Genomic DNA, 11,406 nt, shown 5'->3' with positions numbered 1-11,406 from the left:
AGGGACATCGCGCCAGGCGCGAAAAATCCTGTTGGCGGGGATCAGTCTCCCACGCGCGCCCGTTCGATCAGCGCCTGCCAGGCGGCAAGAGTGGGCTGCCGGGCCAGCTCGTCATAGTCGAGACGCGTTCCGGCAAGCTGCGAAAGCGGCGGGATGAGGCGCATGAGGGCGAGCGAATGAAGCCCGTGGCCGAACAGGTTGTCCCCCGGTTCGATATCGTGCGCCTCATCCTCCAGAACCTCGGCAAGAAGGGCCTTGAGGTCTGTCAGCATCGTTCCCGCCTCCAGCATGACATCCGCCGCCGCCGTGGGCTCATTCATCGAAATGATCGTGAACGCCGCTGGCGCCGCGCCGCCAGTAACCGGAGGCGCGCGTCCATTTCGGGTTTGCGCCGAATTCTTCGATCAGGAGGGCACGAATCTCCTTTGCGGTCTTGGATTCGCAGGCGACCCAGCTGCAGAAATCACCCTTCGGCAGCTCAAGCTTGCGCAACGCGTCAGTCAATGCGTCGTGATCGGTTCCGCTCGCGGTGTTTTGCGTCACCCAGATGATCGAAGCGTCAGCCTTTGTGGCGATGTCCTGACGGTCCGCATCCGTTTCAACTTCGATCAGCGCCACAGCCCGTGTGCCTTCCGGCATTTCTTCCAGCCGCCGCGCCAGCGCCGGAAGGCCGGTATCGTCGGCGATCAGCAAATGCCAATCATAGGTGAAGGGAACGGTGAAAGAGCCGCGTGGACCGGCGATCCACGCCCGGTCGCCCACCTTTGCGGCTTTCGCCCAGTTGCTGGCAGGGCCGTCATGATGGGTGGCGAAATCGATTGCGAGTTCGCCTTTCTCAGCATCGAAGCTGCGCGGCGTATAGTCGCGCGCCAGCGGGCGCGGTGCGCCTTCCGGGAATTCAAGGCCGTTCGGGCCGATCACCGGCAGGTTCGGCACGGTTTCGCCGGGAAGCGGGAAGAACATCTTGACGTGGTCGTCAAAACCGAGGCTCGCAAAGCCCTCCAGTTCCGGTCCGGTGAGGATGATGCGCACCATGGACCGGCTGAGCTGTTCCACCCGCGCAACATCGAGGCAGCGCAGCTTGACGGCGTGGCGATGACGTTTCGGAGTACGGTCCGGAACGGCGGTTTCAATGCTGTCGGTTATGCTCATGCTGTTGTCTTTCGTGGGATGTTGCCGACGGGTTCGGCAGTCTCGCTGTCCCGGATCGGCGTGCGGGATAATCGCTAATCGGAAGTGTCATCCGGCGCGATAATCCGGCATCGTTGCTTCAAGATGTGCAAACCATAACAGGCGCTTCCGGCCGTCGCAATATAACTTTACACAAAAACTCAAGTTTATGGCCGGCGCATGAGATACGCGCCGGTACGCGCTGTTTTCAAGAATATCAGGGGCGGCCCGCCCAGCCTTCCACCGCGTCCAGCGTGTGCAGGGCGCTGGGAATGGAAGGCGTCGTGACCCTGGTGGAATCGAGGAACACAATCCTGCCTTCGCGGGCCGGTTTCACGAAACGTTCCCAGCCGGGAATGATCTTTTCCAGTGCCGCGCGCGTTCCATCCTCGCCGCGGGCAGGGCTGTTATAGCTGTTCATCACCACCAGCAGATCAGGATTGAGCTTGCCGAAAGCCTCGGCACTCAGCGGCATGGTAAGGGTGGAGCCAAGCCCGCCGGAAGAGGCGGCGTTATCGATTTTCAGCCGGGCATAACCCAGATCCTCCAGTGCCTGCACCGCGCCGGACATGTCGCCGACAGCATTGATCTGGTCGGTCAGCAGGATCGCCAGATAAGTCTTGCCCTTGACATCTTCGCCCAGCGTCTTTTTGACGGCGGCAAGTTTGGTGTCATAGGCTTTCCGGCGTTCGGCGAAAGCGTCGCTCCGACCCACGAGACCGGCAAGATTTTCTTCCACGTTGAAACCATAGACATGGCCGGTGCTGACCTTTTGCAGATAGACGGGCGCTATGGTGGAAAGCTGCTCGGCCTTGCCGCCATCCATTTCCGTTGCCACGATCAGATCCGGCTGCAGCGCCCGCAGCTTTTCGAGATCAATCTGGCCGACTGCGCCAAAACCCTTGGGTTTCGTACGGCCTTCGCCAAGAACGGTATCGATAAAATCGACGGCGGTGGCGAATTTGCCGTCGCTATTGCGACCATAGGCGCCGACCACATTGGCGCCGAGATCCATCAGCGGCACGCCCAGGAGCGGCTCATGCATGACGACGATGCGCTGCGGCTTTTCCGGAACGGAGACGGTGCGGCCGGCGGCATCGGTCACGCTGCGCTCGGCGGCAAGGCTCGTTCCAGCGGTCAGAAAGGCGGCGAGTAGGATGGCAATTCGCATGGCATTCCCTTTATTCAGTTCATTCAATGGCTGTTGGTTCTGCGCAGCGCCTGCAGGCGCAGCGTGAGGATGAAAAGCGGCACGCCGATCAGCGTCAGCGCAAGGCCGATCGGCATCGGCGTATCAGCCACCAGCCCGCGCGACAGCGTATCGGCGGTTACCACCAATATGCCGCCGGTCAGCCCCGACAGGAAAAGCCTGGCCCGGCCAACGGCGGGCGAAACGAAAGTGGCGAGATGCGGGGCGATGACGCCGAGAAAGGTGAGCGGGCCGACCGCCGTGACGGCTGAGGCACTGAGGATGACCGCGAAAACAATGACGAGCGGGCGCGAATGTCTGATGGTTTCGCCAAGCGCCATGGCCATCTCGTTGCCGAGATCGAAGACCGCAAGCGCCCGGCCGAGCAGAAAGATGCCGGCGAGACTTGCGGCAAAGAGGGGCGCGAAAACGAGGATGGTCGACCAGCTTGCCTGAAACAGCGAACCCGCCATCCAGTTGGCCAGTGAAAGCGACGTTTCCGCCGGCGTGTAGAGCAGAAGCACAGAGGAGACGGAGGAAAGGGCGGATTCGATCGCTATGCCCATCAGCAGAATGGCAAGTCCGCTGGAGCGTTCACGTCCAACGAGGGTGATCAGGAGGAAGGCCACAGCCAGACCGCCGCCGACGGCCGCCAGCGCTACCATGGTTTTCGGCGCGGCCGGCACCAGCACCAGAAGCAGCATGATGGTGGTCATCGACCCCTGGCTCAGACCAAACAGGCCGGGATCGGCGAGCGGATTGCGGGCGACGGATTGCAGCATGGCGCCTGCCAGTGCCACACTCCAGCCGGCCATGAAGCCGAGCAGAATGCGCGGCAGCCGCACCGTCCATAGCGCATAGGCCTGATCGTCGCCCAGATGTCCGCCGGCAAGGCCGCGCAAAAGGTCTAATAGACCTGTTTCGGTATTGCCGAGGCTGACGGATATGGCGGCGAGCACAAGCGCAAGCCCCATCAGCGCGACACCGGCCTTCAGATTGCCGATGCCGATTTGCAGACCGCTCGGCAGCCTGAGCACCGCTTTGCCGTCGGTGGCGAAATGTCGTTTCATGACAGCCCCCTTTGCGAAGGCGAAAGATAAAAGCGCTTGACGATGACGATGAAGACGAGGCCGCCGAGCAGGTCCATGAACAGCCCGGTATTGACCACATAAGGCGCAAACAGGGTTTGCGCGCCAAGATCGGCCAGCACGCAGAGACCCGCGCCGACAAGGGCGGACGCCGGCAAAGCGAGCGTGAAGTTCACGCCGACCAGCGGCCGGACCATATGCGGCACGATGAGGCCGACGAAACCGATCGGGCCGCAGATCGCCACGGCCGAACCCGACGCCAGCATGGTGGCGAAGAGCGCGACCCGGGAAATACGCGTCACGTTCACACCGGCGGAGGCGGCCTTTTCCGCGCCCAGCAGAACGAGCGTCAGCGGTCGTGCTACCGACAACAAAATCACCAGCGCAATGGCTCCGATCCACCAGAAATCGGTAAGGCGCTCGGCATAGACGTGGTTGATATTGCCGCCGACCCAGCTCAGAAATTCGCTGCGCCGTGTCGGATTTGATAACAGCAGGGCATTGGTTACGCCGATCAGCAGCATCGAAACCAGCGCACCCGCGAGGATGAGCGACAGGCCGCGCGGATCGTTCGACCGTCCGGCAAGGCGCGCGACGAAGAAGCAGGCGCCAAAGCCGAGACCGGCGCCGATGAGTGCCACTAATCCCTGCATCTCCGGGGAAAGATCGAACACCAGCGCGCCGGCAACCACAAAAAGCGTCGCGCCGGCATTCAAGCCCAGAGTAGAGGGTGAGGCGAGGGGATTGCGGACAAGCCCCTGCAGCACGCAACCGCTGACGGCTGTAGTCGCCCCGACATAGATCGCGATCAGCGAGCGCGGGATCTGCTGGTAGAGCAGCACCGACTGTTCATAGGTGTCGGCCTCGCCGCGCCAGAGCGTTGCCGCGATTTCGGCAAGCGGCATGTCGCCGCTCATGACGAGCAGATTGATAGTGAGGATGGCGGCCAGCAGCAGCGCGGCGGCAAAAATCAGCGTTATTTTCGAGGTCATGCCGGAATGGCCTGTTCCTGCCGCTCCAGCCTGGGCACGCAGATGAGCCGCCCCTGACGGGAGAAGATATCGGCTTCCAGATCGAAAACCTCGGCGACATTTTCAGGGGTGACCGTTTTTTCAACCGGCCCTGAGGCCAGAACCCGTCCGGCTTTCAGCATGATGACATCATCGGCGAAAGTGGAGGCGAGGTTGAGATCGTGCAGTACGACGATCACGGTTTTGCCGTGCCTGTCGGTCAATTCGCGCACAAGGCCGAGAACGGCATATTGATATTTCATGTCGAGATGGTTGACCGGCTCGTCCATCAGGATCACGTCGGTATCCTGCGCCAGCACCATGGCGATGAAGGCGCGCTGGCGCTGGCCGCCGGACAGCGTGTTGACCTGTGCCTTTGCCTTGTCTTCCAGCCCGACGGTCTGCAGCGCCTCGGCAAAAAGTGTGCGGTCGCGCTCGGTCGGGCCGCCGCCAAGCCCGTAACGGGCGTAACCGGCAAGCTCAACCAACTCGCCAAGCGTCATATAGTCAGGGCAATGGCATTCCTGCGGCAGATAGGCGATGCGGCGGGCGAGTTCCCGGCGTTCGATTTCGCCGATCAGACGCTCGCCAAGCCTTATTGTACCTGATGACAAGGGCAGGAAACCCATGATGGTTTTCAACAGCGTCGACTTGCCGCAGCCATTGGGGCCGACCAGCGCCGTCACCCGCCCGGCCTGGAAACGGGCGGACAGTCCTCTCAAGACGGGGACGTGTCCGTAGCTGGCGTGAAGGTCCGTCGCGTCAAGCACCGGATACAACTCCTGTTATTCATTCGGCCATGCGTCGAGATGCCGCGAAGCCGTTATAAGTATTTGAATTTAAATATCGATCTTGCGAAAAACGGGTCTCGTTCCGGCAAGCGCGATGCTCTGATCTTGAAGCGACACTAAACTATAGTAAAACTCTCCACAAATCGAAATTTGCCGATTCAACCCGCAGATTTCTTCCCGGTTATTTCAGTCGAGGTGCATCATGTCAGTCGCAGCCAAGCTCCATGTCGGCATGTCGCTGGCCCCAACCTGGCTCAGCGGCGAGGCGTGGCGGCGCGCGGACAGCGATATAGATGGGGTGTTTTCCAGCGATTACTTCGTCGATCTGGCGCAGCGCGCCGAGGCGGCGCATGTGGATTTCGTCTTCCGGCCCGATACGCTTTTTCTGCGCACCGAAGGGCTGGAAACCGGCGGCGGATTTGCCAGCATGGACCCGACCATGCTTCTCGCCGCAATCGCCCGGGAGACCAGTCGCGTCGGCCTGTTATCCACGGTTTCGACGACCTTTCTGCCACCCTATGTGGTTGCCCGCCAGATTCAGTCGCTGAACTGGCTGAGCAACGGTCGGGCGGGCTGGAACATCGTCACTGCCCTCGACGGCCACGAAAATTTCGGCCTCAAGCAAATGCCGTCGCCGCAGGAGCGTTATGAACGCGCCGCCGAATTCACGCAGGTGGTGCGGCAGCTCTGGGCAAGTTTTCCGAACGAGGCGTTGAAGCTCGACAGGGAAAGCGGGCGTTTTGCCGATTCCTCGCTGGTGCGGCCGGTTGCGCATGAAGGGCCGCACTTCAGCGTCAAAGGCCCGCTCAACCTGCCGGCCCATGCCAGCCGCATTCCGCTGGTGCAGGCGGGTGCGTCGCCGGAAGGCCGTGATTTTGCCTCGTCGGTGGCGGATGCGGTCTTTGCCTCCACGCCGGATATGCAGGCGGCCATCGAACTCAGGGCGGATCTTCGCAGCCGTGCCGAGGGGCATGGCCGCAAGCCGGATGGGGTGAAGCTGATGCCGGGCCTCAGCCTCTATCTGGCGGAGACCCAAAAGGAGGCGCTGGAACTCTTCGCGGAGACCCATGCTCGCGCCAACCGTGCCCGTGCCTTTGCCTCCATCCGCGACATGACGGGCCTCGATCTCTCGGATTGGCCGCTCACACGGATCGTCACCGTTTCGGATTTGCCATCGCCGCCTGAAACACCCAGAAGTCGCACCCATGCCAACCTCTTGCGCCGGTTGATCGAGCGGGAAACCTTGAGCGTCGGGGACCTGCTGCAAAGGCCGGAAGTGATGGGGTCCGGCCATTGGCAGGTCATCGGCACCGTGGAGGATGCTTTTGAAACCATTCGGGAATGGGCGCAGGCCGGTGCGATAGACGGTTTCGTCGCGGTGCCCGGCGGGTCTGTCGCGTCAATACGGCTGGTATTGGAGCGGTTGCTTCCCAGGCTTGGCGATGCCGGGCTTTTCCGCACCGGCTATTCCGGCCACACCTTTGCGGAGCATCTGGCCGAATAGGATTACGATCCGCCGGATTCGCCGGTCGCCTTTGTGGCCGCTTCGAGCAGTCGCGAAAAATGTCCCTCGGCCTCGGCGGTCGCCAGGAAGGATACGGTGGTGACGACACAACAGATTTCGCGCTGGGCGTCGAAAACCGGGGCCGCCTTTCCCGTCAGAGCGGAAAACAGATGTTCGTTGAGTTCCGCACCGCCTGCTTCGCGGATGGCGTTGAGAACCTTCGCTTCTGGTCGTGCGCCGCGAAAGGCGGCTGGCTGTAATTTGCGCACGGCGGCAATCCTATCAGCCGGCAGGTAAGCCTGAAAAACCAGCCCGCAGGCACTGTTGTCCAGCGGCAGAACATCACCGAGCGCCACGGTGCTGATGGAGAAGCTGGCGCTCCTGTGCCATTGCACCACCGTCGGGCCGCGATCGGTCCAGATCGCCACGCCACAGCTGGCGCCGATCTGCGAGGCCAGATTTTTCATCTGGCGACCGGCGGTCTCGACCGGATTGATTCGTCGCAGCGCGCTGATGCCTATTCCAAGCGCCGCCGGCCCGAGATCGTAGCAACCGCTTGCCGGATCCTGGGTCACCAGTCCTTCACGCACCAGGCTCTGCATATAACGGTGTGCGGTCGAACGTCCGGTGCCGGCGCGTTTGGCCAGTTCGCCAAGCGCGACTGCCGTCTCCGATTTTGCGAGAAGATCGAGGAAACGCGCCGCGATCGACACGGATTGAATGAGCGCCGAACGCTTCTCGCCCTCATTCTCAGGCAGCTCATCGGCATCGTCATTCATGGCGTTCAAGCCTGTTCCCTCATTTTTGGACTGAACATGCCTAACGCATCGACCGGAAAATCGGAATTGATTTCTGACAGGAAAACCGGCCGTTGCGACGCTTTGCCAATCGTGGCGCTGAGGGGTGGTCGATAAATTTTGTTGTAAATATGGCACATCCCGTTACGGAACCCCGATTGTCCGCAATGCAGAACGTATTCTCTATTGCGAAACAGATAACGCTTCCGTTACTTGAATATGACTTTAATACTCATGTTTATTTAGGGGTGTGTTATGGGGTTTCGCTCTAACGGTCGTTTGATGAACGGGGTCAGCGTTCTGACGCTGGCGACGCTGTTTGTAACGCCGGTCCTGGGTCAGGATCAGCAGGCTGAGACAGCGGGGACGACCGTTCTCAAACCGATCGTCGTGACCGGTGAAAAAGTGGCGCGTGATATGAAGAACACGGCGTCGTCCGTTTCGGTCATATCCAGCGAGAAAATCAAAAAGGAAAAGACCGGCGACCCGACCGTTTCGGATGCGATCAAGGATATTCCGAACGTCGTTTACACCGACAATGTCAGCGCCCCGATCATTCGCGGACAGGATACGCAGGGACCGAATACGGGTTCCATCGCCTTCTTTACCGGCACGGTGCCGCGCGCCACGATCAATGTCGACGGTCATTATCTCGGTTATAACGAGTTCATCTATGGCGCGACCTCCATCTGGGATGTCGACAGCATCGAGGTCTTCCGCGGTCCGCAGACCACCTCACAGGGCGCGAACGCCATTGCCGGCGCCATCCTCGTCAATACCAAAGACCCGACGTTTACGCCGGAAGCGAGCTATCAGGCCGAGATCGGCAATTATCACCAGAAGCGTGGTTCCTTCGCCTTTTCCGGTCCGCTGATCGAAGACGAACTGGCGGCACGCATGGCGATCGACTATTCCGGTCGTGATACCTTCATCGACTATATCAATTCCGCTTTTGCCCATGACGGCACGGATCAAAACTTCAAGGAGTTCAACGGTCGTTTCAAGCTTCTGTGGGAACCTTCGGAAATCCCCGGCCTTTCGACCAAGCTGACCTATTCCTATAATGCTTCCAATCGTCCGAGCCAGGAAGCGGCATCGCGTCCTTTTGAGGATCTGAACCACATCACCAACACGATGCCGAGTTTCAGCCAGTATACCAATACCGGCATTCTCGACATCAACTATGATTTCGAGAACGGGGTGAAACTGTTCAACCAGACGCAGTTTTCCTCCTCCATCGCCAAGCGCAGGGTCGGTATTGCCAATACCGGTGATGCCGATATCGACCTGAAAAACACCTCCCACGAAACCCGTGTGACCTTCGGTGATCAGGAGGATGTGCTGAGCGGCGTAGCGGGTATTTTCTACGCGCATACGAAAGCCGATGAAGTTCTTTATCTGCGCGGAACATCGCGCTTCAACGACACCAAGGATAATCTCGGTCTCTTCAGCGAACTGAGCTATCGCCTGACGGATCAATGGACGCTGACCGGCGGTCTGCGCTACCAGCAGGACCAGATTCAGCGCAACGGTTACAGAACGCTGAGCGCCACAAGCAGAAGTTCGGTCAATTATGATGAGACTTTCTCTGAAATTCTGCCGAAGGCCTCGCTCGCTTATGCCGTGAATGATGACTGGACGGTGGGCGGTTTAATCAGCCGCGGTTACAATCCCGGCGGCGTTGCATTTGACCTGACGACCAGCAAATGGCGCACCTTCGACAAGGAAACCATCTGGAACTATGAGCTCTTCACTCGCGCCAGCCTGCTGGATGATACGCTGACGATCAACGGCAACCTGTTCTACATGGACATGAAGGATGCGCAGTTCAACGTGCCGATCGTCGTGTCCACGGGCATCAGCGAATCCTACACTGTCAATGCCGAAGAAGCCCATGCTTACGGCCTTGAAATCGGTGCCGATTATCAGGTTCTCGACAATCTGACGCTCAAGGCCAGCGCCGGTTTGCTGAAGACGAAGATCGACGAGATTTCCAGCAATTCCGCCTATCTCGGCAAGGAATTCGCCAAGTCACCCGGTTACAGCTTCACCATCGGCGCCAGCTGGGACGTGACGGACAAGTTCACCGTTTCGGGGCAGGTGCGCCATCTCGACGGTTATTATTCCGACACGGATAACAAGGCCGTTTATGCGATCGAGCCCTATACGATCGCGGATGTGCGGGCGAGCTACAAGTTCCAGGAGGAGCTTGAATTCTACGCTTACGTCAAGAACGTCTTCGACGAGCGTGCGCCGACGCTGATGAAGGAGAACCGCGGCATTGGCGGCATCGAGGCCAGCATGACCGAACCGCGCATGTTCGGCATCGGCGTTCGCGGCACCTTCTGAGCCGTCACCCGAACTGAAAAACAAAAAGGCCTCCGAAATGATTTTCGGAGGTCTCAAGCTGCGGCAAAACTTGTCTTCCGCTTGCCGTCATCCTCGGGCTTGTCCCGAGGATCCAACCACGTAGCGTAAAATCAATCCGCCGCAGATGCTCGGGTCAGGCCCGAGCATAACGAAGGAGAAGTTTTAGGCCCTCGTAAAACCTTGCTTCTCGATCCTGACAAAGCCTCAGAAAAACGCCTGAATGCCCGTCTGCGCCCGGCCGAGGATCAGCGCGTGAACGTCATGCGTGCCCTCATAGGTATTGACCGTTTCAAGGTTCTGGGCGTGGCGCATGACGTGGTATTCGATCTGGATGCCGTTGCCGCCATGCATGTCGCGGGCCTGACGGGCAATATCCAGCGCCTTGCCGCAATTGTTGCGCTTGACGATGGAGATCATTTCCGGCGCCATCTTGTGCTCGTCCATCAGCCGGCCGACGCGCAGCGACGCCTGAAGGCCGAGTGCGATTTCGGTCTGCATGTCGGCGAGCTTCTTCTGGTAAAGCTGCATGCCGGCCAGTGGCTTGCCGAACTGCTTGCGGTCGAGGCCATATTGAAGGGCACGGAACCAGCAATCTTCGGCAGCGCCGAGCACGCCCCAGGAAATGCCGTAGCGGGCGCGGTTCAGGCAGCCGAACGGGCCTTTCAGACCGGAAACATTCGGCAGCAACGCGTCTTCGCCAACTTCGACGCCATCCATGACGATCTCGCCGGTGATCGAGGCGCGCAGCGAAAGTTTGCCGCCGATCTTGGGGGCGGAAAGGCCCTTCATGCCTTTTTCCAGTACGAAGCCGCGGATCTGATTGTCATGGGCTTCCGATTTCGCCCAGACGACGAAGACATCGGCGATCGGCGCGTTGGAAATCCACATTTTCGAACCGCGCAGGCGATAGCCGCCGGCGATCTTTTCGGCGCGGGTCTTCATGCCGCCCGGATCGGAGCCGGCATCCGGCTCGGTGAGGCCGAAACAGCCGATCAGCTCGCCGGAAACGAGGCCGGGCAGGTATTTCTTCTTCTGCTCGTCCGAGCCATAGGCGAAGATCGGGTGGATGACGAGCGAGGACTGCACGCTCATCATCGAGCGATAACCGCTGTCGATCCGCTCCACCTCGCGGGCGACGAGGCCGTAAGCCACGTAGCTTGCATTGGCCGCGCCATATTCTTCCGGCAGGGTGACGCCGAGCAGGCCGGTGCGGCCCATCAGCCGGAACAGTTCCGGTTCGGTCGTTTCAGAAAGATAGGCTTCCGATACGCGCGGCAGGAGTTCGGATTTGCCGAAGGCGGCGGCGGCGTCGCGGATCATCCGCTCGTCGTCGGTCAGTTGGTCTTCGAGCAGGAAAGGGTCCTGCCAATGGAATGCTGCGCGTTCGCTCACTTTATGCCTCCGGATTTGCTGGCCGGATTATTGGTAATCGGCCCAGATGGCACAAGCCATGTTTACTCATTTTTGCATTACATATAGTAATGGCT

The 11,406-nt window shown here is 60.0% G+C and carries 10 protein-coding genes; 2 read left to right on the top strand and 8 right to left on the bottom strand.

The annotated features are described in order from the left end of the window. Positions 1–41: 41 nt before the first annotated feature. From QSV77_RS20740 to QSV77_RS20715, 6 genes are all read right to left on the bottom strand, one after another. A complete protein-coding gene (locus QSV77_RS20740; protein ID WP_142842865.1) occupies positions 42–320 on the bottom strand; it encodes a phosphopantetheine-binding protein in 279 nt (92 codons plus the stop codon). Next, positions 313–1,152: a siderophore-interacting protein gene (locus QSV77_RS20735; protein ID WP_302734898.1), complete on the bottom strand. Its 840-nt coding sequence runs from the start codon at positions 1,150–1,152 to the stop codon at positions 313–315. The genes QSV77_RS20740 and QSV77_RS20735 overlap by 8 nt, the downstream gene beginning before the upstream one ends. A gap of 235 nt (positions 1,153–1,387) precedes the next feature. Then, positions 1,388–2,341 carry an ABC transporter substrate-binding protein gene (locus tag QSV77_RS20730; protein ID WP_271363018.1) on the bottom strand — a complete coding sequence of 318 codons (954 nt, stop codon included), beginning with the start codon at positions 2,339–2,341 and terminating at the stop codon, positions 1,388–1,390. Positions 2,342–2,364: 23 nt separating this feature from the next. Next, complete coding sequence (locus QSV77_RS20725) at positions 2,365–3,429, bottom strand: iron ABC transporter permease (protein WP_302734897.1); 1,065 nt, start codon at positions 3,427–3,429, stop codon at positions 2,365–2,367. Then, positions 3,426–4,439 (bottom strand): iron ABC transporter permease, encoded by a 1,014-nt coding sequence (locus tag QSV77_RS20720; RefSeq protein ID WP_271363020.1) that lies wholly within the window; start codon positions 4,437–4,439, stop codon positions 3,426–3,428. Before QSV77_RS20720 ends, QSV77_RS20725 begins: the two co-directional genes overlap by 4 nt. After that, the gene (locus QSV77_RS20715) at positions 4,436–5,236 is read right to left on the bottom strand and encodes an ABC transporter ATP-binding protein (protein WP_302734896.1); all 801 of its coding nucleotides are present in this window, start codon (positions 5,234–5,236) and stop codon (positions 4,436–4,438) included. The genes QSV77_RS20720 and QSV77_RS20715 overlap by 4 nt, the downstream gene beginning before the upstream one ends. Before the next feature lie 214 nt (positions 5,237–5,450). Here QSV77_RS20715 and QSV77_RS20710 point away from each other — a divergent pair, with 214 nt between their 5' ends. Beyond that, positions 5,451–6,752 (top strand): NtaA/DmoA family FMN-dependent monooxygenase, encoded by a 1,302-nt coding sequence (locus tag QSV77_RS20710; RefSeq protein WP_302734895.1) that lies wholly within the window; start codon positions 5,451–5,453, stop codon positions 6,750–6,752. Positions 6,753–6,754: 2 nt separating this feature from the next. Here QSV77_RS20710 and QSV77_RS20705 read toward each other — a convergent pair whose 3' ends face one another. Then, on the bottom strand, positions 6,755–7,531 hold the full coding sequence (locus QSV77_RS20705; RefSeq protein ID WP_302735284.1) for an IclR family transcriptional regulator: 777 nt from the start codon (positions 7,529–7,531) through the stop codon (positions 6,755–6,757). Positions 7,532–7,831: 300 nt separating this feature from the next. Here QSV77_RS20705 and QSV77_RS20700 point away from each other — a divergent pair, with 300 nt between their 5' ends. Further along, positions 7,832–9,898: a TonB-dependent receptor gene (locus QSV77_RS20700; protein WP_269702596.1), complete on the top strand. Its 2,067-nt coding sequence runs from the start codon at positions 7,832–7,834 to the stop codon at positions 9,896–9,898. A gap of 225 nt (positions 9,899–10,123) precedes the next feature. On the opposite strand, the gene QSV77_RS20695 is transcribed toward QSV77_RS20700, so the two are convergent. Further along, positions 10,124–11,311: an acyl-CoA dehydrogenase gene (locus tag QSV77_RS20695; RefSeq protein WP_302734894.1), complete on the bottom strand. Its 1,188-nt coding sequence runs from the start codon at positions 11,309–11,311 to the stop codon at positions 10,124–10,126. Between the last annotated feature and the right edge of the window lie 95 nt (positions 11,312–11,406).

The organism is Agrobacterium sp. V1, from assembly GCF_030518355.1.
Classification (GTDB): domain Bacteria; phylum Pseudomonadota; class Alphaproteobacteria; order Rhizobiales; family Rhizobiaceae; genus Agrobacterium; species Agrobacterium cucumeris.
This window is presented reverse-complemented; position numbering and strand designations above follow the sequence as displayed.

Coding starts and splice junctions, on each gene's coding strand:
- QSV77_RS20740 (WP_142842865.1), bottom strand. CDS start 320: ATGAATGAGCCCACGGCGGCGGCGGATGTCATGCTGGAGGCGGGAACG.
- QSV77_RS20735 (WP_302734898.1), bottom strand. CDS start 1,152: ATGAGCATAACCGACAGCATTGAAACCGCCGTTCCGGACCGTACTCCG.
- QSV77_RS20730 (WP_271363018.1), bottom strand. CDS start 2,341: ATGCGAATTGCCATCCTACTCGCCGCCTTTCTGACCGCTGGAACGAGC.
- QSV77_RS20725 (WP_302734897.1), bottom strand. CDS start 3,429: ATGAAACGACATTTCGCCACCGACGGCAAAGCGGTGCTCAGGCTGCCG.
- QSV77_RS20720 (WP_271363020.1), bottom strand. CDS start 4,439: ATGACCTCGAAAATAACGCTGATTTTTGCCGCCGCGCTGCTGCTGGCC.
- QSV77_RS20710 (WP_302734895.1), top strand. CDS start 5,451: ATGTCAGTCGCAGCCAAGCTCCATGTCGGCATGTCGCTGGCCCCAACC.
- QSV77_RS20705 (WP_302735284.1), bottom strand. CDS start 7,531: ATGAATGACGATGCCGATGAGCTGCCTGAGAATGAGGGCGAGAAGCGT.
- QSV77_RS20700 (WP_269702596.1), top strand. CDS start 7,832: ATGAACGGGGTCAGCGTTCTGACGCTGGCGACGCTGTTTGTAACGCCG.